General features: G+C 56.8%; 23 protein-coding genes. 8 read left to right on the forward strand and 15 right to left on the reverse strand.

What is annotated here, in order from left to right; all coding sequences use genetic code 11:
- Position 1: 1 nt before the first annotated feature.
- The 11 genes from rffA to trxA form a co-directional block, all read right to left on the reverse strand.
- Entirely contained in the window at positions 2 to 1,132 is a 1,131-nt protein-coding gene (rffA, locus tag CW267_RS10295) for a dTDP-4-amino-4,6-dideoxygalactose transaminase (protein ID WP_012543244.1), read from the reverse strand.
- A 4-nt stretch (positions 1,133 to 1,136) separates the two neighbouring features.
- Positions 1,137 to 1,811 (reverse strand): dTDP-4-amino-4,6-dideoxy-D-galactose acyltransferase, encoded by a 675-nt coding sequence (rffC, locus tag CW267_RS10300; RefSeq protein ID WP_008807963.1) that lies wholly within the window; start codon positions 1,809 to 1,811, stop codon positions 1,137 to 1,139.
- Complete coding sequence (gene rfbA, locus CW267_RS10305) at positions 1,789 to 2,670, reverse strand: glucose-1-phosphate thymidylyltransferase RfbA (protein ID WP_002883307.1); 882 nt, start codon at positions 2,668 to 2,670, stop codon at positions 1,789 to 1,791. Before rfbA ends, rffC begins: the two co-directional genes overlap by 23 nt.
- Positions 2,671 to 2,688: 18 nt before the next feature.
- Positions 2,689 to 3,756 carry a dTDP-glucose 4,6-dehydratase gene (gene rffG / locus CW267_RS10310; RefSeq protein ID WP_023296867.1) on the reverse strand — a complete coding sequence of 356 codons (1,068 nt, stop codon included), beginning with the start codon at positions 3,754 to 3,756 and terminating at the stop codon, positions 2,689 to 2,691.
- Positions 3,753 to 5,015: a UDP-N-acetyl-D-mannosamine dehydrogenase gene (gene wecC / locus CW267_RS10315; RefSeq protein WP_008807965.1), complete on the reverse strand. Its 1,263-nt coding sequence runs from the start codon at positions 5,013 to 5,015 to the stop codon at positions 3,753 to 3,755. Before wecC ends, rffG begins: the two co-directional genes overlap by 4 nt.
- Complete coding sequence (gene wecB, locus CW267_RS10320; RefSeq protein WP_008807966.1) at positions 5,012 to 6,142, reverse strand: non-hydrolyzing UDP-N-acetylglucosamine 2-epimerase; 1,131 nt, start codon at positions 6,140 to 6,142, stop codon at positions 5,012 to 5,014. Before wecB ends, wecC begins: the two co-directional genes overlap by 4 nt.
- 56 nt (positions 6,143 to 6,198) lie before the next feature.
- Positions 6,199 to 7,245, reverse strand: coding sequence for an ECA polysaccharide chain length modulation protein (gene wzzE, locus CW267_RS10325; RefSeq protein WP_002883296.1), 1,047 nt, complete (start codon positions 7,243 to 7,245; stop codon positions 6,199 to 6,201).
- 13 nt (positions 7,246 to 7,258) lie between these two features.
- Positions 7,259 to 8,362: a UDP-N-acetylglucosamine--undecaprenyl-phosphate N-acetylglucosaminephosphotransferase gene (wecA, locus tag CW267_RS10330; protein WP_004886849.1), complete on the reverse strand. Its 1,104-nt coding sequence runs from the start codon at positions 8,360 to 8,362 to the stop codon at positions 7,259 to 7,261.
- 240 nt (positions 8,363 to 8,602) lie between these two features.
- Positions 8,603 to 9,862 (reverse strand): transcription termination factor Rho, encoded by a 1,260-nt coding sequence (rho, locus tag CW267_RS10335; protein ID WP_002883293.1) that lies wholly within the window; start codon positions 9,860 to 9,862, stop codon positions 8,603 to 8,605.
- Positions 9,863 to 9,948: 86 nt separating this feature from the next.
- Entirely contained in the window at positions 9,949 to 10,050 is a 102-nt protein-coding gene (locus tag CW267_RS31685; protein WP_049245627.1) for a rho operon leader peptide, read from the reverse strand.
- A gap of 144 nt (positions 10,051 to 10,194) precedes the next feature.
- Complete coding sequence (gene trxA, locus CW267_RS10345; protein ID WP_002883224.1) at positions 10,195 to 10,524, reverse strand: thioredoxin TrxA; 330 nt, start codon at positions 10,522 to 10,524, stop codon at positions 10,195 to 10,197.
- Between the two features lie 341 nt (positions 10,525 to 10,865).
- Here trxA and rhlB point away from each other — a divergent pair, with 341 nt between their 5' ends.
- The 5 genes from rhlB (at position 10,866) to CW267_RS10375 (ending at position 16,618) form a co-directional block, all read left to right on the forward strand.
- On the forward strand, positions 10,866 to 12,131 hold the full coding sequence (gene rhlB / locus CW267_RS10350; RefSeq protein WP_008807968.1) for an ATP-dependent RNA helicase RhlB: 1,266 nt from the start codon (positions 10,866 to 10,868) through the stop codon (positions 12,129 to 12,131).
- Positions 12,132 to 12,249: 118 nt separating this feature from the next.
- Entirely contained in the window at positions 12,250 to 13,758 is a 1,509-nt protein-coding gene (gene gppA / locus CW267_RS10360; RefSeq protein ID WP_012969202.1) for a guanosine-5'-triphosphate,3'-diphosphate diphosphatase, read from the forward strand.
- A 19-nt stretch (positions 13,759 to 13,777) separates the two neighbouring features.
- Positions 13,778 to 14,704, forward strand: coding sequence for a LysR family transcriptional regulator (locus tag CW267_RS10365; protein ID WP_012543248.1), 927 nt, complete (start codon positions 13,778 to 13,780; stop codon positions 14,702 to 14,704).
- A 130-nt stretch (positions 14,705 to 14,834) separates the two neighbouring features.
- Positions 14,835 to 15,833 carry an amidohydrolase family protein gene (locus CW267_RS10370; RefSeq protein WP_023296865.1) on the forward strand — a complete coding sequence of 333 codons (999 nt, stop codon included), beginning with the start codon at positions 14,835 to 14,837 and terminating at the stop codon, positions 15,831 to 15,833.
- 62 nt (positions 15,834 to 15,895) lie between these two features.
- A complete protein-coding gene (locus CW267_RS10375) occupies positions 15,896 to 16,618 on the forward strand; it encodes a DUF554 domain-containing protein (protein WP_032732167.1) in 723 nt (240 codons plus the stop codon).
- A 4-nt stretch (positions 16,619 to 16,622) separates the two neighbouring features.
- Here the strand turns inward: CW267_RS10375 and rep are convergent, their stop codons facing one another.
- Positions 16,623 to 18,644, reverse strand: coding sequence for a DNA helicase Rep (rep, locus tag CW267_RS10380; protein ID WP_012543251.1), 2,022 nt, complete (start codon positions 18,642 to 18,644; stop codon positions 16,623 to 16,625).
- A 112-nt stretch (positions 18,645 to 18,756) separates the two neighbouring features.
- Here rep and ppiC (CW267_RS10385) point away from each other — a divergent pair, with 112 nt between their 5' ends.
- Both ppiC (CW267_RS10385) and ppiC (CW267_RS10390) read left to right on the forward strand, forming a co-directional pair.
- The gene (ppiC, locus tag CW267_RS10385; protein WP_008807974.1) at positions 18,757 to 19,038 is read left to right on the forward strand and encodes a peptidylprolyl isomerase PpiC; all 282 of its coding nucleotides are present in this window, start codon (positions 18,757 to 18,759) and stop codon (positions 19,036 to 19,038) included.
- A gap of 51 nt (positions 19,039 to 19,089) precedes the next feature.
- Entirely contained in the window at positions 19,090 to 19,371 is a 282-nt protein-coding gene (ppiC, locus tag CW267_RS10390) for a peptidylprolyl isomerase PpiC (RefSeq protein ID WP_002883180.1), read from the forward strand.
- Positions 19,372 to 19,573: 202 nt separating this feature from the next.
- On the opposite strand, the gene ilvC is transcribed toward ppiC (CW267_RS10390), so the two are convergent.
- A complete protein-coding gene (gene ilvC / locus CW267_RS10395; protein WP_008807976.1) occupies positions 19,574 to 21,049 on the reverse strand; it encodes a ketol-acid reductoisomerase in 1,476 nt (491 codons plus the stop codon).
- A gap of 154 nt (positions 21,050 to 21,203) precedes the next feature.
- Here ilvC and ilvY point away from each other — a divergent pair, with 154 nt between their 5' ends.
- Complete coding sequence (gene ilvY, locus CW267_RS10400; protein WP_012543253.1) at positions 21,204 to 22,094, forward strand: HTH-type transcriptional activator IlvY; 891 nt, start codon at positions 21,204 to 21,206, stop codon at positions 22,092 to 22,094.
- Here ilvY and ilvA read toward each other — a convergent pair.
- Entirely contained in the window at positions 22,091 to 23,635 is a 1,545-nt protein-coding gene (gene ilvA / locus CW267_RS10405) for a threonine ammonia-lyase, biosynthetic (protein WP_023296862.1), read from the reverse strand. The genes ilvY and ilvA overlap by 4 nt on opposite strands.
- Before the next feature lie 2 nt (positions 23,636 to 23,637).
- The gene (gene ilvD / locus CW267_RS10410; RefSeq protein WP_008807979.1) at positions 23,638 to 25,488 is read right to left on the reverse strand and encodes a dihydroxy-acid dehydratase; all 1,851 of its coding nucleotides are present in this window, start codon (positions 25,486 to 25,488) and stop codon (positions 23,638 to 23,640) included.
- Positions 25,489 to 25,541: the final 53 nt, after the last annotated feature.

A 25,541-nucleotide genomic window follows, 5' to 3' on the forward strand; every position in this document is an offset into this window, starting at 1 on the left:
ATCAGGAGAAATAGCTCAGCAGCGAGTTAATCACCGTCCGCTGGTTCACCAGAGAGAGATTGTAAAACAGCGGCAGGCGCACCAGGCGCTCGCTCTCCTGGGTGGTGTAGCGGTCTTCACCGTGGAACTCGCCGAAGTGTTCTCCGGCCGGGCAGCTGTGCAACGGAATATAATGGAATACCGCGAGGATCTCCGCCTCTTTCAGCCAGGCGATCAGCCTGCTGCGATCCTCGATATCACGCAGCTTAATGTAGAACATGTGCGCATTTTGCCCACAGTCGGCCGGAACCGTCGGCAGTTCGATACGCCCCGCACGCGCCAGCGGCAGCAGCGCATCGTGATAGTTCTGCCACAGCGCCAGGCGCTGCTGGTTGATCCGCTCCGCCGCTTCCAGCTGCGCCCACAGATAGGCGGCCTGCAGGTCGGACATCAGATAGCTGGAGCCAATATCGCGCCAGGTATATTTATCCACCAGACCGCGAAAGAACTGGCTGCGGTTGGTACCTTTTTCACGAATGATCTCCGCGCGTTCCACCAGTGTGCGATCGTTGATAAGCGTCGCCCCGCCCTCACCGCCGGCGGTGTAGTTTTTGGTTTCATGGAAGCTGAAGCAGCCGATATGGCCGATGGTGCCCAGCGCACGCCCCTTATAGGTAGACATCACCCCCTGCGCGGCGTCTTCCACCACAAACAGGTTGTATTTGTCGGCAATGGCCATGATGGTGTCCATCTCGCAGGCTACGCCGGCATAGTGCACCGGGACAATCGCCCGGGTTTTATCGGTGATGGCGGCTTCGATAAGCGTTTCATCGATATTCATCGTATCGCGGCGGATATCAACGAAGACGATTTTCGCCCCACGCAGCACAAAGGCGTTGGCGGTAGAGACAAAGGTATAGCTGGGCATAATCACTTCGTCGCCCGGCTGGATATCCAGCAGCAGCGCGGCCATCTCCAGCGAAGCCGTGCAGGAAGGCGTCAGCAGCGCTTTTGCCGTGCCAAATCGCTGCTCCATCCACTGCTGGCAGCGGCGCGTAAAACCGCCGTCGCCGCACAGCTTGCCGCTGTTCATCGCAGACTGCATGTAATCAAGCTCGGTTCCAACCACCGGCGGCGCGTTAAATGGGATCATGGGGTCACCTGTATAGCCAGTAGGCGGTGCTTTCCACGTTAGCACCGCTGAGAATATAACGTTTAAGCGCGGCGGTGTTGCCCATCTGGGTCGCCACCCGCAGTGTAGAAAGTCCGCGCGAGGCAGCCCAGTGCTGCGCCGCCTGCATCAGTTGCGCCCCGGCGCCGCGCCCGGCCAGAAGGCCAATACGCGCCTCGGTCGCGTTGAGCTGGCGCAGAGAGACAAAGGCGCGAATATCGCCCTCAGGATGGCGGTAAATCAGGCACTGATGATCGAAGGTGCCGCGCACCGCATTTTCAATCCACTGGGCATAGAAGCGGCCGCTGGCATCGGCGGCGTACCAGGGCGCGCGAAAGCGGCTCATGGCAAAGGCCTGTGCCGCCAGCTCGCGCAGCGGCGCAATATCCGCTTCCACGGCGACGTCGGCGCCCGCATCAGCAGGGTTGCCCACCGGTAGCGCCAGATCGACTTCGCCTTCCACCAGCTGAAAACCCAGCTGCTGTAGCGCGTCCAGCCGGACGGTGTCGCTGGCGGCCACCTTCGCCTGCACCCGCGACCACCCCGCCAGCGCCTCAGGCGTCAGCCGCGGCGCACGTTCATCAAAGTGAACGATGGCGCTGTTAACGGCAAAGAAGCGGTTCTCCCACTCCAGGGGATCAATACTGGCGCGGACGGGCACGGAGCAGATCCAGCAGGTATTGGCCGTAGCCGGTTTTTTCCAGCCGCTTCGCGGCGCGTTTGACGCCATCATCGTCCAGCCAGCCGTTACGCCAGCCGATCTCTTCCAGACAGGCGATTTTAAAGCCCTGGCGCTTCTCGACGGTCTGCACGAACATGCTGGCCTCGATCAGGCTATCGTGCGTGCCGGTGTCCAGCCAGGCAAAACCGCGCCCGAGGAGCTCGACGGTCAATGCGCCATCCTCAAGGTACATCTGGTTGATGGAGGTGATTTCCAGCTCGCCGCGCTCGGACGGCTTGACCCGTTTGGCATACTCCGTCACCTTGCCATCGTAGAAATAGAGACCGGTGACCGCCCAGTTCGACTTCGGCTGCTTCGGCTTCTCTTCCAGCGACAGCGCGCGGAAGTTGTCATCAAACTCCACCACGCCAAAGCGCTCAGGATCCATCACCTGATAGCCAAAAATCGTCGCCCCTTCCGTGCGGGCAGCCACGCTGCGCAGCTTCGGGCTAAAGCTCTGGCCGAAGAAAATATTGTCGCCTAGCACCAGACATGCCGGTTCGCCGTTAAGAAAGGCTTCGCCGATGATAAACGCCTGGGCTAAACCATCCGGCGTCGGCTGTACGGCATAGTGCAGCGCAATGCCAAACTCTGAGCCATCGCCGAGCAGGCGCTGGAAATCACGTAGGTCGTCCGGCGTGGTGATGATCAGGATCTCACGTATCCCGGCCAGCATTAATACCGACAGCGGGTAGTAGATCATCGGCTTGTCGTAGATCGGCAACAACTGCTTCGATACACCGCGGGTGATGGGATGCAGTCGCGTTCCGGAACCGCCCGCCAGAATAATACCTTTCATCATTCCCCCCAGAGATGATTAGCCTTGCAGCCCAAGACGCTCGCCCTGATAGCTTCCATCCTGAACCTGGCGCCACCAGCTCTCGTGCGCCAGATACCACGCCACGGTCTTACGCATACCGGAAGTAAAGGTCTCTGCCGGCGTCCAGCCCAGCTCGCGGGCAATCTTCGAGGCATCAATGGCATAGCGCAGATCGTGGCCCGGACGATCGGCTACGAAGGTGATCAGATCGCGATAGTGCGCCACGCTTTGCGGTTTATGCGGCGCCAGCTCTTCCAGCAGCTGACAAATGGTTTCCACCACCTCGATATTTTTACGTTCGTTATGACCGCCGATATTGTAAGTTTCGCCCGGTTCGCCGCGGGTCGCCACCAGATACAGCGCTCTGGCGTGATCTTCCACGTACAGCCAGTCGCGGATCTGCTGCCCATTGCCATACACCGGCAGCGGCTTGCCCGCCAGCGCATTGAGGATCGTCAGCGGGATCAGCTTCTCGGGGAAGTGATACGGGCCGTAGTTATTGGAGCAATTGGTGATAAGCGTCGGCAGGCCATAGGTCCGCAGCCAGGCGCGCACCAGGTGGTCGCTGCTGGCTTTCGAGGCCGAATAGGGGCTGCTTGGCGCATAGGGCGTGGTCTCGGTAAAGAAATCCTCGCTGCCGTGCAGATCGCCATACACTTCGTCGGTCGAGATATGGTGAAAACGGAACGCCGATTTTTTCTCCGTGGCCAGGGTATTCCACCAGCTGCGGGCCGCCTCCAGTAGCGTATAGGTGCCTAGGATATTGGTTTCGATAAACGCCGCCGGGCCGTCAATCGAACGATCGACGTGGCTTTCTGCCGCCAGGTGCATCACCGTATCGGGTTGATGCTGACGGAAAATACGGTCCAGCTCGCCGCGGTCGCAGATATCCACCTGTTCAAAGGCGAAACGCGCATCCTGCGCCACTGGCGCCAGCGACATTAAATTGCCGGCATAGGTCAGTTTATCCACCACCACTACGCGATCGGCGGTGTGCTGGATAATCTCCCGCACCACCGCCGAACCAATAAAGCCCGCGCCGCCGGTGACCAGAATGGTTCTCACCGCCACACTCCTTTGGTGTCGATGATATACGCCTGGGTGACGCTATCGCCGCTAACGGCTTTAAATTCATTATGATCGACCAGCATCACCAGCACATCGGCGCTGGCCAGCGCCGCATCGAGGGTCGCCAGCGTACACAGTCCATCGAGTTTCTTCGGCAGCGCGTGAATGTTGGGCTCAACCACCTGCGTCGTGCCGCTGTGCCAGCGGGCAATCTGCGCGGCAATTTCCATCGCCGGGCTTTCGCGCAGGTCGTCAATATTCGGTTTAAAAGCGAGGCCAAAACAGGCGATCGTCAGTTCGCTGGCCCGTTTGTTGGTGGCATTCAGGCAGTCCGCGACCTGCGCTTTCACCTGTTCGATAACCCATTCCGGCTTATGGTCGTTGACCTCGCGAGCGGTGCGGATCAGACGCGCCTGCTGCGGGTTTTGCGCCACGATAAACCACGGGTCGACGGCGATGCAGTGGCCGCCGACGCCCGGGCCCGGCTGCAGGATATTGACGCGCGGATGGCGGTTTGCCAGGCGGATCAGCTCCCAGACGTTAATGCCCTGGTCGGCGCAAATCAGCGACAGTTCGTTGGCAAAGGCGATGTTGACGTCGCGGAAGCTGTTTTCCGTCAGCTTACACATCTCGGCGGTGCGCGAGTTGGTCACCACGCATTCGCCTTCGAGGAAGATTTTATACAGCTCGCTGGCGCGCGCCGAGCAGACCGGCGACATGCCGCCGATAACGCGATCGTTTTTAATCAGCTCGACCATCACCTGACCGGGCAATACCCGCTCCGGGCAGTAGGCGATATTCACGTCAGCGGCGTCGCCCGCCTGCTGAGGGAAGCTGAGATCCGGGCGCATCTCCGCCAGCCAGCCGGCCATCTGCTCAGTCGAACCCACCGGCGAGGTGGACTCCAGGATCACCAGTGACCCTTTCTTTAACGTCGGCGCAATGGATTTAGCGGCCGACTCGACAAACACCATATCCGGCTCGTGGCGATCTTTAAACGGCGTCGGCACGGCAATCAGGTAGGCATCCGCCTCCACCGGGGTGGTGGTGGCGCTTAAATAACCCTGTTCGACCGCGGTCTTCACCACGCTCGCCAGATCCGGCTCCACGATATGAATCTCTCCACGGTTAATGGTCTCCACGGCATGTTGATTAACATCAACGCCGACCACCCGCTTCTGCCGGGAGGCGAACGCGGCAGCGGTTGGCAGCCCGATATAGCCAAGGCCAATCACTGAAATGGTAGAAAAACTCATAACGTTACCTGATTATTTTTAAGTGCAGACAAAATTCGACGACATGCTTCACCATCGCCATAGGGATTATGCGCGCGGCTCATCGCCTGGTATGCGGCATCATCCTGCAGCAGTCGCGTGACTTCCGCCACGATGCGCTGGCTGTCGGTGCCGACCAGGCACACGGTGCCAGCGGCCACCGCTTCCGGACGTTCGGTCATATCGCGCATGACCAGTACCGGTTTCCCGAGAGAAGGGGCCTCTTCCTGAATGCCGCCGGAATCGGTCAGGATCAGCCAGGCCCGATCCATCAGCCAGACGAACGGCAGGTAGTCCTGCGGTTCAATCAACATCACATTGTCAATATGACCGAGAATACGATTCACCGGCTCGCTGACGTTAGGATTCAGGTGAACCGGATAGACAATCTGCACCTCAGGGTGGGTATGGGCTATCTCCGCCAGCGCCTGGCAGATCTGTTCAAAGCCGAGCCCAAAGCTTTCCCGCCGGTGGCCGGTAACCAGAATCATCTTTTTACCGTGGCTGATGAAAGGATAGCGCTGCAGCAGGGTCTCCCGTAGCGCTTCATCACCCAGAACCCGATCCCGCACCCAGAACAGGGCGTCAATGACCGTATTCCCGGTGACCGTGATGCGACTGTCGGCAATATTTTCCCGTAGCAGGTTCTGCCGCGAGGTTTCCGTGGGGGCGAAATGGTATGTCGCCAGATGGCCGGTCAACGTACGGTTGCCTTCTTCCGGCCACGGCGAACTTAAATCGCCAGTGCGCAGGCCGGCCTCTACGTGGCCCACCGGTATCCGCTGATAAAACGCCGCCAGGCTCGCCGCCATGGTGGTCGTGGTATCGCCATGCACCAGCACCACGTCGGGTTTAAACGACTCCAGCACCGGCTTCAGCCCCTCAAGGATGCGACAGGTGATCTCGGTCAGCCCCTGCCCCGGCTTCATGATGTTGAGATCGTAGTCCGGGACAATAGAGAAAAGTTTCAACACCTGATCGAGCATCTCCCGATGCTGCGCGGTCACGCATACTTTCGCCTCAAAATGAGGATCCTTTGCCAGCGCATGGACCAGAGGCGCCATCTTGATGGCTTCCGGCCTCGTGCCAAATACAGTTAGTACTTTCACATCGATTCTCTTCGATTAGGCGATGAAGGTCATCTGCCCTTCACCACAGGCCGCAATCACAGGACACGACGACGTGATAACGCCACGCCTGCGCCGATGAGCGCACCCACAATCCCCCACATCACCATCAGAAATACACGGCGCGGGCTATCGCGTTTTACAGGTTCTTCCGGCGTCCGCAAATACCGGTAAGTCTGAAAACGCGGATCTAACGTTGGACCGACGTTCAACGTGCTCAGCATGGCGCGGTTCTGGTCGTAATCGAGGTCATATTCCGGCCCGACGGCCTGCAGGTTTTCCAGCCTGGCCTGCAGCATCGGCCTGCCCAATAAAAATAGCTCTGAATCCGGCAACTGATCGGCAGGAACATCCGTTTCGCTGCGTGAAATATTGTGCTGCTGGGCCACCTTCAGCGCCTGCTCCACGCTGTGCGTCCGACGGTTGAAGATGGCCTCGGCCACCTCTTCCTGGCGCTTCACCTGCGCTTTCATTTGCACGGTCCGAGCCGCCCAGGCGCCTTTGAGTTCGTCATTAAGATGGCCTGCCGCCCGCTGGCTGGCGAAAGCCACATACTGACGCAACAGATTATTGGCATCCTGCCCGGTCTCGGCAGTCAGTTTGACGCTGTCGTTAATGCTCTTGGCCGCATCGCCTGGCATAAACTGGATATTGTTAATCAGGTCATCCAGCATCGCCGCATCCGCGCGGGCATTACCCGACTGACGCTGCTTGTAGTAGTCCGTTTGTAGCCAGAAATCGCGCCGGGTATCCCAGGAGGCCAGCTGCATGATGAACTCTTTATACGCTTCATCCATGGCGGAAGGCTGATCGACCGAGGCAAGGTCGGCTTTAATGTCCAGATTGCGTAAGAACTGCTGCTGGGAATAGTACCCCCCCAACATATTGACAGTAGGCCGATCGGTGATCGCCGTGGCGCTCCACTCCTGGCGAGCAAAAAAGGTATATACCAGCACGATGGCGGCGAAGAGTACGGCGCCGCCGACTATCCAGCCTTTTCCTGCCCATAAAGCGCGAAACAGCCCGCGAATATCCAGCTCGTTCTCAACGTTCACTGCTTGTGCTCCCGGTAATGGTTGAGTCATCACATCCCCAGCTTTACTTGGTTAGTTTCGGATTATTGCCGCTGTGTCGCCGAATTCTGCGTCTGATGCGCTTAACCAGGCGCGCCACTTTCCAGGCGCGCTTAATACAGTAGCCATAAAGGAAGAAGGCTACCAAAAAGAGAATTAACATCACCCATTCCGGCACAATACGGGTGTATTCCGCCGCGACGCCAACCAGCGCCAGCAGGGCGGCGGCCAGGGTAATCAGGACGAACGCCTGACGGGAAGTAAAGCCGGCGCGCATGATCAAATGATGAATATGCTGACGGTCCGGAGAGAAAGGACTCATGCCTTTGCGCAGGCGGCGATACATAATCGCCACCATGTCCATCAACGGGATAGCGATAATCCACAGCGCGGTCACCGGGCTAATGGGATGTGTTTTACCTTGCGTGGTTTCCAGCAGGATCCAGATAATGGTGAAGCCAATCATCGTGCTGCCGGCGTCACCCATAAAGACTTTATAGCGGCGGCCGAGGGCGCCAAGATTGAGAAGAATATAGGGCAGAATGGCGGCGATCATCGCGAAACACCACATCGCCAGGCTGTACTGACCATCAAACCAGAGGATGATCCCAGTCGCCGCAAAGGAGACCGATGACAGACCGCCGAGCAGGCCGTCGATCCCGTCGACCATGTTAAACGCATTGATGGCAGCCCACACGGCAAACAGCGTCAGGAAGAAGCCGAAAGGCCCCAGCACCAGCTCCCACGAGCCAAAAATAAAGCCGAGACTACTCAGATGCAGATTCCCTGCCATCATCATAATCACGGCGATCGCAGCCTGTATGACTGCGCGAATTTTCACGCTGATATCGAAGCGATCGTCAAGCGCGCCAACCAGCACCAATACCCCCGCGCAGGCCAGATACAGCGAGGCGTGAGGAATATAATAATCGGCGATGGCGAAAGTAAAACAGATGCCTGCATAAACTGAGATACCACCGACCAACGGAATCAACCCCTGATGCCGTTTGCGATAGTTTGGTTTATCCACCAACCCGATCTTTTTTGCCACTTTCCGCGCGACAAAAATAAAGAGGGTCGTGAATAAGAAAATACTGATTAATTCAGTAATAGCAGTGAGTAAATTCACAACGCATGTGCTCTCAGCATAGTTAATCCGGGAAGTATAGCGATGATGCCCCAACTCCAGAAGGGGAAAAGCAGAACATTACAAATTTATTGTATAGATTTTAGTCTGTTAAAGCTGTCTCCGCCTGCTATCCGGCGCCATTATACGACAACTTTCGTCCCGCTTTCTCTGTCTCTGGATCATACAAACCCAAAAATGAAAACGCCACGCAAAGGCGTGGCGTTTTTGGCTTTTTTTACCTTACGAGCGCTTCATCATATCGAAGAAGTCATCATTCGTCTTGGTCATCGCCAGCTTGTTAATGAGGAATTCCATTGCATCGATCTCACCCATCGGATGAATAATTTTGCGCAGGATCCACATTTTCTGCAGCTCTTCCTGAGTGGTGAGCAGTTCTTCTTTACGGGTACCGGAACGGTTGTAATCGATAGCCGGGAAGACGCGTTTTTCGGCAATCTTACGAGAGAGGTGCAGCTCCATGTTACCGGTGCCTTTAAACTCTTCGTAGATCACTTCGTCCATTTTGGAGCCGGTGTCAATCAGCGCCGTAGCGATGATGGTCAGGCTGCCGCCCTCTTCGACGTTACGTGCCGCACCGAAGAAACGCTTCGGACGGTGCAGGGCGTTGGCGTCCACACCACCGGTCAGGACTTTACCAGAAGCCGGTACCACGGTGTTGTAGGCTCGCGCCAGACGAGTAATGGAGTCGAGCAGGATGATAACGTCTTTCTTGTGTTCAACCAGACGTTTTGCTTTCTCGATAACCATCTCGGCAACCTGCACGTGGCGGGATGCCGGCTCGTCAAAGGTGGAAGCAACCACTTCACCTTTCACCAGACGCTGCATCTCGGTCACTTCTTCCGGACGTTCGTCGATCAGCAGCACCATCAGCACGCAGTCCGGGTGGTTGTAAGCGATGCTCTGCGCGATGTTCTGCAGCAGCATCGTTTTACCGGCTTTCGGCGGCGCGACGATCAGACCACGCTGGCCGCGGCCAATCGGGGAGGCCAGATCCAGTACGCGAGCGGTTAAGTCTTCGGTAGAACCGTTACCACGTTCCATACGCAGGCGAGAATTCGCGTGCAGCGGCGTTAAGTTCTCGAACAGGATCTTGTTACGCGCGTTTTCCGGCTTGTCGTAGTTAACTTCGTTAACTTTCAACAGTGCAAAGTAACGCTCACCCTCTTTCGGAGGACGAATCTTACCGGAAATGGTGTCACCAGTGCGAAGGTTGAAACGGCGGATTTGGCTGGGGGATACGTAGATGTCGTCAGGGCCGGCGAGGTAGGAGCTGTCTGCGGAGCGGAGGAATCCAAATCCATCCTGCAGTATCTCCAGTACGCCGTCGCCAAAGATATCTTCGCCACTCTTCGAATGCTGCTTGAGGATGGCAAAAATAATATCCTGCTTACGCATACGAGCCAGGTTTTCCAGCCCCATATTTTCGCCGAGAGTAATCAGCTCAGAAACCGGCGTATTCTTTAATTCGGTAAGATTCATAGTGGTGTGGGTTCTTAAACTCGGGGTAAATCTCGAACTTAATGTTGTGAATGGTATGGCAGGAACATCCATGCCTGTTAGCGGCTTCATCTCGTGTCTGTACGTTGCCTGGTCACAGGAAAGAACGCAGAACTGAAACGACAAGACGGAATGAGTGATAAGCCCGGAATTATTAGCCTCACGCGCATCGTCTGCGGGACGCTTTGGGTAAAACAAGATTCAAACAATAGGTATGTTTAAAACGAAGTCTGTGGATTAACTTAGCACGACTCCTGCCGGGCGTCCAGAGTTCCGCAAAAAATAGGAATCTGGACGCCGGACCAGCAATTCGCTTACGCCAGGTTGGCGTCGAGGAACTCTTTCAGCTGACCCTTGGACAGTGCGCCAACTTTAGTGGCCGCCACTTCGCCGTTTTTGAACAGCAGCAGGGTTGGGATACCGCGAATGCCGTATTTCGGCGCGGTGCCCGGGTTCTGGTCGATGTTCAGCTTAGCTACGGTCAGTTTGCCCTGATACTCTTCAGCGATCTCATCCAGAATCGGGGCGATCATTTTGCACGGACCACACCACTCTGCCCAGAAATCGACGAGGGTCAGCCCGTCAGCCTTGAGTACGTCCGTGTCAAAACTGTCGTCAGTCAGGTGAATAATTTTATCGCTCATATTTAACTCCACAGGAATAAGCCTGGTGTGTTGGTGTCGTAGCCATCAACGACGTGCTGCGGCTACGTTATGCACGCTATTCTTCAGGATACCTCAATTCTCTGGCCTGCCAACTGGCGCAATCCATCATGGACTCGCCTGTTGACGCCAGGGTGCCCGAACGCGAACTGCATGCTGCAGATTTATCGCTCCCGACTCGCTTAGTAGTCTAAGCTATCCTGGATTCGTTCAGTAACCGTAGACGTACCTTGAATAATTTCGTACACCGCCAACGAAAGGTTGACGTTATTTCACCGGATACGCTTTCTTAATGCAATAGTTAGCTGATATTCTACCACACTATGAGCAAAACACATTTAACAGAACAGAAGTTTTCCGACTTCGCCCTGCACCCGGCAGTCATTGAAGCCCTTGAAAAGAAAGGGTTTCATAATTGCACACCCATTCAGGCCCTCGCCCTTCCGCTGACGCTGGAAGGCCGCGATGTCGCCGGGCAGGCGCAAACCGGTACCGGTAAAACGATGGCGTTCCTGACGTCAACGTTTCATTATCTTCTCTCTCACCCGGCTATCGCCGATCGCCAGGTTAACCAACCGCGCGCGCTAATTATGGCACCAACGCGTGAACTGGCGGTACAGATCCACGCGGATGCTGAACCGCTGGCGCAGGCCACCGGTCTGAAGCTGGGTCTGGCTTACGGCGGCGACGGCTACGACAAGCAGCTGAAAGTGCTGGAAAGCGGTGTCGATATTCTGATCGGTACCACTGGTCGTCTGATCGATTACGCGAAACAGAACCACATTAACCTCGGCGCCATTCAGGTCGTCGTACTGGACGAAGCCGATCGCATGTACGATCTCGGCTTTATTAAAGATATCCGCTGGCTGTTCCGCCGCATGCCGCCGGCGACGCAGCGCCTGAACATGCTGTTCTCCGCGACTCTTTCTTATCGCGTTCGCGAACTGGCGTTCGAGCAGATGAACAACGCCGAATATGTCGAAGTGGAACCGGAACAGAAAACGGGCCACCGTATTAAAGAAGAGCTGTTCTACCCTTCCAACGAAGAAAAAATGCGCCTGCTGCAGACGCTGCTGGAAGAAGAGTGGCCCGATCGCGCCATCATCTTCGCCAACACCAAGCACCGTTGTGAAGATATCTGGGGTCATCTCGCCGCTGACGGCCATCGTGTAGGTCTGCTGACCGGCGACGTGGCGCAGAAAAAGCGTCTGCGTATTCTCGACGAATTTACTCGTGGCGATCTCGATATTCTGGTCGCAACTGACGTTGCTGCGCGCGGCTTACATATTCCGGCCGTGACCCACGTCTTTAACTACGATCTGCCGGACGACTGCGAAGATTACGTTCACCGCATCGGCCGCACCGGCCGCGCTGGCGCCAGCGGCAACTCTATCAGCCTCGCCTGCGAAGAGTACGCGCTGAACCTGCCGGCAATCGAAACCTATATTGGTCACTCGATCCCGGTCAGTAAGTACAACCCGGACGCGCTGATGACCGACCTGCCTAAGCCGCTGCGTCTGACCCGTGCGCGCCCAGGCAACGGCCCGCGCCGCAACGGTCCACCGCGCAATCGTCGTCGTTCAGGTTAAGAAATCTATGCCATACGCTCAATCATTCAGAATCAGCCAGGGCGACCTTCCTCTGGCAACCCGCTCAGTGATGTGGACCGGGCCTAAGCGCTCCGCCAACCAGGGAGCCTTCTGAACGATGAAGAGTATGAGCTCCACCTCGCTGTATGCCGCCATTGATTTGGGTTCCAACAGTTTCCATATGTTGGTGGTGCGCGAGGTGGCGGGCAGCATCCAGACGCTGAGCCGTATTAAGCGTAAGGTTCGTCTGGCCGCCGGTCTGAATAGCGACAACACGCTCTCCGCGGAAGCGATGGAGCGCGGCTGGCAGTGCTTACGCCTGTTTGCCGAACGCCTGCAGGATATTCCGCCGACGCAAATTCGCGTCGTGGCCACCGCCACGCTACGTCTTGCCGTCAATGCAGAGGAGTTTCTGGCGAAAGCGCAAGAGATCCTCGGCACGCCAGTGCAGGTGATCAGCGGCGAAGAAGAAGCGCGCCTGATTTACCAGGGTGTCGCCCACACCACCGGCGGCGCCGATCAGCGTCTGGTGGTCGATATCGGCGGCGCCAGCACCGAGCTGGTGACCGGTACCGGCGCGCAAACGACCTCGCTGTTCAGTCTGTCGATGGGCTGTGTGACCTGGCTTGAACGCTATTTTGCCGACCGTAGCCTGACGAAAGAGAATTTTGATCTCGCCGAAGCGGCCGCGCGCGAGGTGTTATTACCCATCGCCGATGTGCTGCGCTATCACGGATGGAAAGTGTGCGTCGGCGCTTCCGGCACCGTTCAGGCGCTGCAGGAAATTATGATGGCGCAGGGGATGGATGAACGCATCACCCTCGCCAAACTCCAGCAGCTTAAACAGCGCGCCATCCAGTGCGGACGTCTGGAAGAGCTGGAGATCGAAGGCTTAACCCTTGAGCGGGCGCTGGTGTTCCCGAGCGGGCTGGCGATCCTGATCGCTATCTTCAGCGAACTGAATATTCAGTGTATGACCCTGGCAGGCGGCGCGTTACGCGAAGGTCTGGTGTACGGCATGCTGCATCTCTCTGTCGAACAGGACATCCGCAGCCGCACCCTGCGCAATATTCAGCGCCGTTTTATGATCGACACCGAGCAGGCCCAACGCGTCGCCAGTCTGGCCAGCCATCTGCTCAGTCAGCTGGACGGCAGCTGGGAGCTGGACCCGCTGAGCCGCGATTTACTCCTCAGCGCCTGCTCGCTGCATGAAATTGGGCTGAGTGTGGATTTCAAGCGCGCGCCGCAGCACGCGGCTTATCTGGTCAATAACCTCGACCTGCCCGGCTTTACCCCGGCGCAGAAGAAGTTGATTGCCACGCTGCTCCTGAATCAGACCAACGCCATCGACCTGTCTTCGCTTCATCAGCAGAATGCGGTCCCGCCGCGAGTGGCCGAACATCTGTGTCGCCTGCTGCGACTGGCGATCCTGTTTGCCAGCCGGCGGCGCGACGATTTGTTGCCGGCGATTCAGTTGGCCGCTCACGACGACCAGTTAACGCTGACGCTGCCGGAGAACTGGCTGGCTGAACATCCGCTTGGCCGGGAAATGGTCGATCAGGAGTGTCAATGGCAAAGCTACGTCCACTGGACGCTACGGGTCACCAGCGGCGATACGCCAAGATAATATCCAGCCAGGAGGGCGGATGCGGGAAGAACTGGATTTCAAATCGCTACGCTTTTTCTCCGCGCTCTACCGGCTAGGCAATGTCTCCCCGGCGGCTGACGCGCTGAATATCAGCCAACCCACCGGCAGCCTTTTGCTGAAAAAACTACGGGATCATTTTGCTGACCCGTTGTTTGTCCGGGTGGGACAGCGGATGATGCCGACGCCGCGAGCGGACGCGATCGCCCCGACTGTATTTACCCTTCTCCAGCTTGCCGATAACGATTTAGCCGTCAAACCTGAATTTCTTCCCCAGCAGAGCCAGCGTAACTTCACGATCGGAATGACCGATATCAGTCAAATGACGCTGTTGCCTTTGCTGCAAATTGCGCTCCAGCAGCAGGCGGCGGACGGGATCACCTTTACGATACAGAATCTGGATGAGCAGACCCTCAACGCCCTCGAATCCGGGAAATGTGATCTCGCGATCGGCTACCTGACGCAGCTTCCGGATAGCGTCTACCAGCAGCATCTCTTCGATCAATCGTATGTCTGCCTGGCGGCGGAAAATCACCCACGTATTCGAACCCAGCTTCGTGCCGAAGACTGGCGGCAGGAAAAGCATCTGGCGATCCGCGTGGAGGGGACTGCCCACGGCGATATGGATAAGCGGCTTGATGAGCACAGTATGCCCCGGCGGATCGCGCTGACATTACCGAGCTTTTTAGGTACCGGCGAGCTGGTGGCCGAAAGCGATATGATTGCCGTCGTCCCGGAACAGGTAGCGCGGCATATCACCCGCCGCTATCCCTGCCGCAGCTGGCCGCTACCTTTTCCTCTCGCCAGGATCGCCATCCGTCAGGTCTGGCATCAGCGGCTGCACCGCGATCCCGGGCATATCTGGCTACGTTCGCTGATCGCCGCACTTGCCGATCCCGCTCAGCAGAGCGGATCTATTACGATCTAAACCGCGAAATATACCGCTGTATTAGTTTTACTGATAATCCCTATTACGTTTGGTTTATTGCTGGCAATACGAGAAAGCTTTTATTCTCATTGCATCGAGCCATACTGACAAATATCGCAAGGAATATATCATGCGCGGAAAAATCGCTTTAGAAGAACACGTCTCCACTCCTGAAAATAACCGTCTGTGGGATTCAACCGGTGAAGCCGGCCGTAACGGTACAGAATATATGAAAGACGTTGAACGTCGCCTGCTGGATCGCAGTATTCAGCTGGAAGAAATGGCGCAGCGTCATATTGACCACGTCATTATTTCTCTAACTTCACCTGGCGCGCAATCTATTTTAGATAAAGCCAAAGCGGTCTCTTTTGCTCGTAATACTAACGATTTTATCGTCGAGAATTATGTGAAGCCAAATCCGGATAAATTTAGCGCTTTCGCCACCCTGGCCTTGCAAAACCCGGAAGCCGCGGCGGAAGAGCTGGAGCGCGCCGTGAAGAAACTAGGCATGAAAGGCGCGCTGATCAACGGCTATACCAACGTTAAAGATAGCGAGCATGGCCTGTATCTTGATGACGAATCGATGCTGGTTTTCTGGGATAAGGTCAACGAGCTGAACGTACCGGTGTACCTGCATCCTCGCGAACCGCTGGAAGGGCCTGCGCGCGGCATCTACACCGGTTACGAAAGCCTGATCGGCTCCGCGTGGGGCTTTGCGCAGGAAACGGCAGTGCATGCTATCCGTCTGATGATGAGTGGTTTGTTCGATCGTTATCCTAACCTCAATCTGGTACTGGGCCACCTCGGCGAAGGGCTGGTTCATATGCTGCCGCGCACTCAGCACCGCCTCTATCGTCAGCGTTTCGGCTGCGGTCTGGGTAAAGCGGAAAAACCGTTAATGCACTACCTGCAGAATAACTTCATTGTTACCACCAGCGGCCATTTTAATACCCATTCGCTGAATAATGCCATTGAAGTCATGGGCGCCGATCGTGTGATGTTCTCTGTCGATTATCCGTATGAAGATATTCATCAGGCTTGTGACTGGTTTGATCCGTTAGAACTTGAAGCGGGCCTGAAAGATAAAATTGCCTGGGGCAATGCCAGCCGCGTCTTTAACATTCAATAATATTAAAGATAGACTTCAGGGCCTGAATATTCAGGCCCTGTTTTTATTAGGGAGAATAAATGATGGCAATAGGTATATTTGTCTGTAGCGGCTCGCTTCTCGTCGGTGCGCTGGCCGGCGCCTCGCTGAATCGCTTTATTCCGGAACACTTCAAGAAAACCTTGCCGCTAATTGCCGGTCTGATCTCCATCAGCATGGGCATCCACTTTGTCAATAAATTGCATAATCTGCCACCCATTGCCCTGGCCATTATTGTCGGCACGATTATCGGCGGTCTGCTGAATATTGAAAAATGGATTGAGCGGGCCGGGACAACGCTACGCACGCCCATTGAGCGCATTTTCCCGGCGCAGGCCAGCGCCAGCGTGAGTGCGGAAGATTTTATGAATCAGTTTATCGCCGTGCTGATCCTCTTCTGCGCCAGCGGCACCGGCATCTTCGGTGCTTTAACCGAAGGGATGACCGGCGACCCAACCATTCTGCTGACCAAGTCGATACTCGACTTTTTCACTGCCGCGATTTTCGCGTCCACGCTGGGCTACATCATCACTACGATTTTTATTCCTCAGCTGATCATCTTCGTGATTCTGTTCTTCGCCGCCACGTTTATTATGACGTTGATAAACCCATCGATGATTGCTGATTTCACTGCCTGCGGCGGCATCATTATGCTGGCGACCGGTTTTCGGCTTTGTGGTATTCGCCATTTCCCCACCGCCAATATGCTGCCCTCACTGCTGCTGGTAATGCCCTTCTCCGCCGCCTGGCAGCAGTTTGTCGCCTGAGGCGTTAGCCTTTTTTCGCCTTCGCCAGCATCGCTTTAATATTCGCGACGTTGGCCTGGCCTTTATGCATACGTTCTTCCGCAGAGATAACTTTTCGCTCCTGCTCCCATATCAGATCGTCCTGCGGGAGCTCGAGCAGGAAACGGCTTGGCTCCGGGCGCACCAGCTCACCATACTGTCGGCGTTCCTTACAGAGCGTAAAGGTCAGCTCTTTTTGCGCACGGGTGATGCCGACGTAGGCTAACCGGCGCTCTTCATCGACGTTATCTTCATCGATGCTGCTCTGGTGCGGCAGCAATCCCTCTTCCATTCCCACCAGGTAAACATACGGGAACTCCAGCCCTTTTGAGGCATGGAGGGTCATAAGCTGCACCTGATCGAGCTCTTCATCCGATTCGCCGCGCTCCATCATGTCCCGCAGGGTAAAGCGGGTGACCACCTGCGTTAGGGTCATCGGCTCATCGATTTCGCTGCCTTCCAGCATCTCGGTCATCCAGGTAAACAGCTGGTTGACGTTTTTCATCCGCATTTCCGCGGCTTTCGGGCTGGGCGAGGTTTCATACAGCCAGGATTCGTAGTCGATCCCGCGAATCAAATCGCGCACGGCGGCAACGGGCTCGCGTTCGGTCAGCTGCTGAATTTCCCGCAGCCAGTGGGTAAAGCGCGTGAGGGATTCGTAGCCGCGCCCGGTCAGCGTCTGGCTTAACCCCATGTCAAAGCTGGCGGTGAATAAGCCTTTATTGCGGCTCATCGCCCACTCACCCAGCTTTTGCAGCGTCGCCGGGCCGATCTCGCGTTTCGGCGTGTTGACGATACGCAGGAAGGCGCTATCGTCATCCGGGTTGGTCAGCACGCGCAGATAGGCCAGCAGGTCTTTAATTTCCGGACGCGAGAAGAACGACGTGCCGCCGGAGATTTTGTACGGGATGCGGTTCTGCATCAGCATCTTTTCAAAGACCCGCGACTGGTGGTTGCCGCGGTAAAGGATCGCGTAGTCTTTGTAGTTGGTTTTATTAATAAAGTGGTGGGCGATCAGTTCCCCGGCCACGCGCTCCGCTTCATGATCTTCATTGTTGGCGGAGAGTACTTTCAGCTCGGTACCGTAGCCAAGTTCTGAGAACAGCCGCTTTTCAAAGACGTGCGGGTTATTAGCGATCAAAATGTTAGCGGCTTTCAGAATACGCCCGGAGGAGCGGTAGTTCTGTTCAAGCTTGATCACCTGCAGCGCCGGGAAGTCCTGGCTGAGCAGCACCAGGTTCTGCGGCCGCGCGCCACGCCACGAGTAGATCGACTGGTCATCGTCCCCCACCACGGTAAAACGCGCGCGCTGCCCCACCAGTAATTTCACCAGTTCATACTGGCTGGTGTTGGTATCCTGATACTCATCCACCAGCAGGTAACGGATTTTGTTCTGCCAGCGTTCGCGCACCTCTTCATTACGCTGCAGCAGCAGCGTCGGCAACAGGATCAGATCGTCAAAATCGAGGACGTTGCAGGCCTTCATGTGCGCATCGTACAGCCCATAGCAGTGGGCGAAAATGCGGTCCCGTTCGCCTTTCGCGCCAGCCGCCGCCTGCGCCGGGGTTTTCAGATCGTTTTTCCAGTTGGAGATCGTCGAGATCAGCTGCTGCAACACCACTTTGTCATCTTCGATCAACCCTTCGGTGAGCTCTTTCAGCAGCGCGACCTGGTCAGTATCATCGAACAAGGAAAAGTTAGACTTCATTCCCAGCGCGGCGTATTCACGTTTGATGATATCCAGGCCCAGGGTGTGGAAGGTGGAGATCATCAGCCCGCGCGCCTCTTTGCGCCCCAGCGTTTGCCCGACGCGCTCTTTCATTTCGCGCGCGGCCTTGTTGGTGAAGGTGACGGCCGCGATATGGCGCGCCTGATAGCCGCAGCCGCGGATCAGGTGGGCGATTTTATTCGTAATAACGCGGGTCTTACCGGAACCGGCGCCCGCCAGCACCAGGCACGGTCCGGTAACGAATTCGACGGCTTGTTGTTGGCCAGGGTTTAAACGCATGGGAATATTGCTCAATCTTCGAACGGGGTGTGGATTGTAGCAGAAAGCGAGGCCGAGATTTACCGGCTGATGGTAAAGTGTCAGCCACGCAATTCATCCTGAGGATCTGGTAATGGCAAAAAGCGCAGCGGCCCTGCATATTCTGGTTAAAGAAGAGAAACTGGCGCACGAGATCCTCGCCAAACTGGAACGGGGCATCAGCTTCGATCATCTGGCGAAGCGTTACTCAAAGTGTCCGTCCGGACGTCATGGCGGTGATTTAGGCGAATTCCCGCAGGGGACGATGGTCGGCCCGTTTGATCAAGCCGTTTTCAGCTGTCCGCTGCTCAAACCCTATGGCCCGGTGAAAACCAAATTTGGCTACCATATCATCAAGGTGCTGTATCGCCGGTAACGCGTGCTACTATGGCGCCCTGATTTATCCCAACTCACTCAAGGCGCAATCATGGCTAAAACCGCGGCAGCACTGCACATCCTGGTTAAAGAAGAGAAACTGGCGCTCGATCTGCTCGAGCAGCTCAAAAACGGCGCCGACTTCGGCAAGCTGGCAAAGAAACACTCCATTTGTCCGTCAGGCAAACGCGGCGGCGATCTGGGTGAGTTCCGCCAGGGCCAGATGGTACCGGCCTTCGATAAAGTGGTCTTCTCCTGCCCGGAACTGGAGCCAACCGGCCCGCTGCATACCCAGTTCGGCTACCACATCATCAAAGTGCTGTACCGGAAATAATAAAAAACCCGGGGATCTTAATCTCCGGGTTTTTGCCTGATGGCGCTTCGCTTATCAGGCCGACTAAATAAATCCATTCCTCTATGGATTTCGGCTTGCCGGAAGGCGGCGAAGAAGTACATCCCCAGGAACATAGATTACTATGTGACTGGGGTGTACGTACCGTAGCCAACGCATCGGCAAGTCGAAAGACGACGAGGAATTAGCCGGCGACGGCGATACGTTTCATATCAGTCATATAACCGCGCAGTTTCTTACCTACCTGCTCGATAGCGTGGCTGCGAATCGCTTCGTTCACATCGCGCAGCTGAGCGTTATCTACCGCGCCTTCAGCAATCGCTTTGCCCAGGTCGCCGGTCTGCAGGGTAGTCATAAACTCTTTCAGCAGCGGTACGCAAGCGTAAGAGAACAGGTAGTTACCGTACTCTGCGGTATCAGAGATAACCACGTTCATTTCATACAGACGCTTACGGGCGATAGTGTTCGCGATCAGCGGCAACTCGTGCAGTGATTCATAGTAAGCGGACTCTTCGATGATGCCGGAATCAACCATGGTTTCGAAGGCCAGCTCAACGCCCGCTTTCACCATCGCGATCATCAGCACGCCTTTATCGAAGTACTCCTGCTCGCCGATTTTGCCTTCATACTGCGGGGCGGTTTCGAACGCGGTTTTGCCGGTCTCTTCACGCCAGGTCAGCAGTTTCTTATCATCGTTCGCCCAGTCTGCCATCATACCGGAGGAGAATTCGCCGGAGATGATGTCGTCCATGTGTTTCTGGAACAGCGGCGCCATGATCTCTTTCAGCTGCTCGGACAGTGCATAAGCGCGCAGTTTCGCCGGGTTAGACAGGCGATCCATCATCAGGGTAATACCACCCTGCTTCAGCGCTTCGGTGATGGTTTCCCAGCCGAACTGAATCAGTTTTTCCGCATACGCCGGATCGGTACCTTCCGCCACCAGCTTGTCGAAGCACAGCAGAGAACCCGCCTGCAGCATGCCGCAGAGGATGGTCTGCTCACCCATCAGGTCAGATTTCACTTCCGCCACGAAGGAGGATTCCAGAACGCCCGCACGATGGCCGCCGGTCGCCGCTGCCCAGGCTTTGGCAATGGCCATGCCTTCGCCTTTCGGATCGTTTTCCGGGTGGACGGCGATAAGCGTCGGCACGCCGAAACCGCGTTTGTACTCTTCACGAACTTCGGTACCCGGGCACTTCGGCGCCACCATCACCACGGTGATGTCTTTGCGGATCTGCTCGCCCACTTCAACGATGTTGAAGCCGTGGGAGTAACCCAGCGCCGCGCCGTCTTTCATCAGCGGCTGTACGGAACGCACAACGTCAGAGTGCTGTTTGTCCGGCGTCAGGTTAACCACCAGGTCGGCCTGCGGGATCAGCTCTTCATAGGTACCGACTTTGAAGCCGTTTTCGGTCGCTTTACGCCAGGAAGCGCGCTTCTCGGCAATCGCTTCTTTACGCAACGCATAGGAGATATCCAGGCCGGAATCACGCATGTTCAGACCCTGGTTCAGGCCCTGCGCGCCACAGCCGACGATGACTACTTTTTTACCCTGAAGATAGCTTGCGCCATCGGCAAATTCATCGCGCCCCATAAAGCGGCATTTGCCCAGCTGTGCCAGCTGCTGGCGCAGATTCAGTGTGTTGAAGTAGTTAGCCATGGTGATACCTCGTGATGTTGTGTTGTCGTGCTTATTGTTCGGTTCGCTTTTGCGAGAATGAACTTACTATATGACAGGAATTTTATTGCGGAAATTGATATATTCACAACGTCACGTTGCAATTTATGAAACACAAAATCGGGGAGTATGCGCCGTGGATTTACGCGATCTGAAAACCTTTCTGCATCTGGCGGAAAGCCGCCATTTTGGCCGCAGCGCGCGGGCCATGCACGTCAGTCCTTCGACCCTTTCGCGGCAGATCCAACGCCTGGAAGAGGACCTCGGCCAGCCGCTGTTCGTGCGTGATAATCGCACGGTGACGCTCACCGAAGCCGGGGAAGAGTTACGCACCTTTGCCCAGCAGACCTTACTGCAGTATCAGCAGCTTCGCCACGCCATCGATCAGCAGGGACCGTCGCTCTCCGGTGAGCTGCATATCTTCTGCTCTGTCACCGCCGCTTATAGCCATCTGCCGCCGATCCTCGACCGCTTTCGCGCCGCGCATCCTTCGGTTGAGATAAAATTATCGACCGGCGATGCCGCTGACGCCATGGAGAAGGTCGTCACCGGCGAAGCCGACCTGGCGATTGCCGGTAAACCAGAGACCCTGCCGGGATCGGTGGCGTTTTCGATGCTGGAGAACCTCGCCGTGGTGTTAATTGCCCCGGCGCTTCCCTGCCCGGTGCGTAACCAGGTGACCGTCGAGCGTCCGGACTGGTCGACAGTGCCGTTTATCATGGCTGACCAGGGGCCGGTACGTCGGCGCATCGAGCTGTGGTTTCGACGCCATAAAATCAGCAACCCGTCGATCTATGCCACCGTCGGGGGACACGAAGCGATGGTGTCGATGGTCGCCCTCGGCTGCGGCGTGGCGCTGCTACCGGAGGTGGTACTGGAAAACAGCCCGGAACCAGTACGCAACCGGGTGATGATTCTGGAGCGCAGTGATGAGCAAACCCCGTTTGAGCTGGGCGTTTGCGCACAAAAAAAGCGGCTGCATGAGCCGCTTATTGATGCTTTCTGGAAAATCCTGCCTAACCACTAGCCCGCGAGGAAAAAGCGGAACGCCGGGTTATGGGTTTCGTCGTGGCACTCATAGCCCAGTTCATTAAGGCGGGTTTCAAAGTCCGGCTCGTGCTCGCCCAGCTCAAAGGCCGCTAACACCCGACCATAGTCGGTGCCGTGGCTACGGTAGTGGAACAGCGAAATATTCCAGTGGGTGCCAAGGGTGTGCAGGAACTTCAGCAGCGCCCCCGGCGATTCAGGGAACTCGAAGCTGAACAGCCGCTCCTGCAGCGCTTTGGACGGCCGGCCGCCGACCATATAGCGCACATGGAGCTTGGCCATTTCGTCATCGGAAAGGTCAACGACGCTGTAGCCGCCATCGTTCAGTAACTGGAGGATCTCTTTCCGCTCCTCCAGCCCGCGACTCAGGCGTACCCCGACAAAAATGCAGGCGTCTTTAGCATCAGCAAAGCGGTAGTTGAACTCCGTCACCGAGCGCCCGCCCAGCAGCTGGCAAAACTTCAGAAAGCTGCCCTTCTCTTCCGGGATCGTCACCGCCAGCAGCGCTTCGCGCTGTTCCCCGAGCTCGCAGCGCTCAGACACGTAGCGCAGGCCGTGGAAGTTAACGTTGGCCCCGGACAGAATATGAGCCAGTCGCTCGCCGCGAATATTGTACTGGGCGACATATTTCTTCATCCCCGCCAACGCCAGCGCGCCGGAAGGCTCCGCCACCGCCCGCACATCTTCGAACAGATCTTTCATCGCCGCGCAAATAGCGTCGCTGTCGACAGTGATGATGTCGTCCAGATACTCCTGGCACAAACGGAAGGTTTCATCGCCGATGCGCTTCACCGCCACGCCTTCAGCAAACAAACCGACGCGCGGCAGATCCACCGGATGGCCGGCATCCAGCGCCGCTTTCAGACATGCCGAGTCTTCCGCTTCTACCGCTATCACTTTAATCTGCGGCATCAGCTGCTTGATCAGCACCGCCACGCCCGCCGCCAGACCGCCACCGCCCACCGGGACGAATACACGGTCGATGTGGGCATCCTGCTGCAGCAGCTCCAGCGCCAAGGTTCCCTGACCCGCGATCACCATCGGGTGATCAAACGGCGGCACCCAGGTGAAGCCCTGCTGCTGCGCCAGCTCAATCGCTCTCGCTTTCGCTTCGTCAAAGTTGGCGCCATGCAGCAGCACTTCGCCGCCAAAACCGCGAACGGCATCGACTTTGATATCGGCGGTCGCTACCGGCATCACGATCAGCGCCTTAACCCCAAGCCGGGAGGCTGAGAAAGCCACTCCCTGCGCATGGTTGCCTGCCGACGCCGTGATCACCCCATTCGATTTCTGTTCCGCCGTCAGGCTGGACATCATCGCGTAGGCGCCGCGCAGCTTAAAGCTGTGTACCGGCTGGCGATCTTCGCGTTTGACCAGAATAACGTTATCCAGCCGCGAAGAGAGCTTCTCCATTTTTTGCAGCGGCGTTTTCTGCACCGCTTCATAAACTGGCGCGCGCAGCACTGCTCTCAGGTATTCGGCGCCCTCAGGGGCACCGGACAGGGGTTGTGAGTCCGCCATAATTAGCCACCCAGTTTTGATTTATCGCGCACCGCGCCCTTGTCGGCGCTGGTCGCGAGGCTGGCATAAGCGCGCAGTGCAAAGGAGACCTGGCGCTCGCGGTCTTTCGGCGTCCACGCCTTATCGCCACGCGCTTCCTGTGCTTCGCGACGGGCGGCGATTTCTGCATCGCTGAGCTGCAGCTGAATACCGCGGTTCGGAATATCGATAGCAATCATGTCGCCATCTTCGATGATCGCGATGTTGCCGCCGCTCGCCGCTTCCGGCGATACGTGGCCGATGGAAAGCCCGGAGGTGCCGCCGGAGAAACGGCCATCGGTGATCAGCGCGCACGCTTTGCCAAGACCCATGGACTTCAGGAAGGTGGTCGGATAGAGCATTTCCTGCATCCCCGGCCCGCCTTTCGGCCCTTCATAGCGAATAACCACGACGTCGCCTTCCACGACTTTGCCGCCGAGGATGGCATCAACCGCTTCGTCCTGGCTTTCATAAACTTTCGCCGGGCCGGTAAATTTCAGGATGCTATCGTCCACACCAGCGGTTTTGACGATACAGCCGTTTTCGGCAAAGTTACCGTACAGGACCGCCAGGCCACCGTCTTTACTGTAGGCATGTTCCAGAGAACGGATACATCCCTCGGCGCGATCGTCATCCAGCGTATCCCAGCGGCAATCCTGCGAGAACGCCTGGGTGGTACGGATCCCGGCCGGGCCGGCGCGGAACATTTTTTTCACCGCGTCGTCCTGGGTCACCATTACATCGTACTGTTCCAGGGTCTGCGGCAGCGTCAGGCCAAGGACGTTTTTCACATCGCGGTTGAGTAACCCCGCGCGGTCCAGCTCGCCCAGAATGCCCAGAACGCCACCAGCCCGGTGCACGTCTTCCATATGGTATTTCTGCGTACTCGGCGCCACTTTACACAGCTGCGGGACCTTGCGGGACAGTTTGTCGATATCGCTCATGGTGAAGTCGATTTCGGCTTCCTGCGCCGCCGCCAGCAGGTGCAGTACGGTATTGGTTGAACCGCCCATCGCGATATCGAGGGTCATGGCGTTTTCAAATGCCGCCTTGCTGGCGATATTGCGCGGCAGGGCGGAAGCGTCATCCTGCTCGTAGTAGCGTTTGGTCAGCTCCACGATACGTTTACCGGCGTTCAGGAACAGCTCCTTACGATCGGCGTGGGTCGCCAGCAGCGAGCCGTTACCCGGCTGTGACAGGCCCAGCGCTTCGGTCAGGCAGTTCATGGAGTTCGCGGTGAACATCCCGGAACAGGAACCACAGGTCGGACAAGCGGAACGTTCCACCTGGTTACTCTGTTCGTCGGACACTTTCGGATCCGCCCCCTGGATCATCGCATCCACCAGGTCGAGCTTGATGATTTTATCTGACAGCTTGGTCTTCCCGGCTTCCATTGGGCCACCGGAAACAAAGATCACCGGAATGTTCAGGCGCAGAGAGGCCATCAGCATCCCCGGAGTGATTTTGTCGCAGTTGGAGATACAGACCATGGCATCAGCACAGTGGGCGTTAACCATGTACTCGACCGAGTCAGCGATCAGCTCGCGGGATGGCAGTGAATAGAGCATACCCCCGTGGCCCATGGCGATCCCATCATCCACCGCGATGGTGTTAAATTCTTTGGCGACACCGCCTGCCGCTTCAATCTGCTCAGCAACCAGTTTACCGAGATCGCGCAGGTGCACGTGCCCGGGGACAAACTGGGTAAAGGAGTTGACGACGGCGATAATCGGTTTGCCGAAATCGGCATCGGTCATTCCGGTTGCGCGCCACAACGCGCGGGCGCCCGCCATGTTGCGGCCATGTGTGGTGGTGGCGGAACGGTACTTAGGCATGCTCTTTTTACTCCCATCTCTGTTTATTAAATGGGACGGTGCGTGCCGTCCCA

This window comes from Klebsiella sp. X1-16S-Nf21 (genome assembly GCF_002837615.1).
Lineage (GTDB): Bacteria > Pseudomonadota > Gammaproteobacteria > Enterobacterales > Enterobacteriaceae > Klebsiella > Klebsiella variicola.

Bases quoted from the DNA above. Each gene is read 5' to 3' on its own strand.
- rffA (WP_012543244.1), bottom strand. From the start codon at position 1,132: ATGATCCCATTTAACGCGCCGCCGGTGGTTGGAACCGAGCTTGATTAC.
- rhlB (WP_008807968.1), top strand. From the start codon at position 10,866: ATGAGCAAAACACATTTAACAGAACAGAAGTTTTCCGACTTCGCCCTG.
- gppA (WP_012969202.1), top strand. From the start codon at position 12,250: ATGAAGAGTATGAGCTCCACCTCGCTGTATGCCGCCATTGATTTGGGT.
- rfbA (WP_002883307.1), bottom strand. From the start codon at position 2,670: ATGAAAGGTATTATTCTGGCGGGCGGTTCCGGAACGCGACTGCATCCC.
- ppiC (WP_002883180.1), top strand. From the start codon at position 19,090: ATGGCTAAAACCGCGGCAGCACTGCACATCCTGGTTAAAGAAGAGAAA.
- ilvC (WP_008807976.1), bottom strand. From the start codon at position 21,049: ATGGCTAACTACTTCAACACACTGAATCTGCGCCAGCAGCTGGCACAG.
- CW267_RS10370 (WP_023296865.1), top strand. From the start codon at position 14,835: ATGCGCGGAAAAATCGCTTTAGAAGAACACGTCTCCACTCCTGAAAAT.
- wecC (WP_008807965.1), bottom strand. From the start codon at position 5,015: ATGAGTTTTTCTACCATTTCAGTGATTGGCCTTGGCTATATCGGGCTG.
- ilvA (WP_023296862.1), bottom strand. From the start codon at position 23,635: ATGGCGGACTCACAACCCCTGTCCGGTGCCCCTGAGGGCGCCGAATAC.
- rep (WP_012543251.1), bottom strand. From the start codon at position 18,644: ATGCGTTTAAACCCTGGCCAACAACAAGCCGTCGAATTCGTTACCGGA.
- ppiC (WP_008807974.1), top strand. From the start codon at position 18,757: ATGGCAAAAAGCGCAGCGGCCCTGCATATTCTGGTTAAAGAAGAGAAA.
- trxA (WP_002883224.1), bottom strand. From the start codon at position 10,524: ATGAGCGATAAAATTATTCACCTGACTGACGACAGTTTTGACACGGAC.
- wzzE (WP_002883296.1), bottom strand. From the start codon at position 7,245: ATGACTCAACCATTACCGGGAGCACAAGCAGTGAACGTTGAGAACGAG.
- rho (WP_002883293.1), bottom strand. From the start codon at position 9,862: ATGAATCTTACCGAATTAAAGAATACGCCGGTTTCTGAGCTGATTACT.
- CW267_RS10365 (WP_012543248.1), top strand. From the start codon at position 13,778: ATGCGGGAAGAACTGGATTTCAAATCGCTACGCTTTTTCTCCGCGCTC.
- ilvD (WP_008807979.1), bottom strand. From the start codon at position 25,488: ATGCCTAAGTACCGTTCCGCCACCACCACACATGGCCGCAACATGGCG.
- CW267_RS10375 (WP_032732167.1), top strand. From the start codon at position 15,896: ATGGCAATAGGTATATTTGTCTGTAGCGGCTCGCTTCTCGTCGGTGCG.
- CW267_RS31685 (WP_049245627.1), bottom strand. From the start codon at position 10,050: ATGCGCGTGAGGCTAATAATTCCGGGCTTATCACTCATTCCGTCTTGT.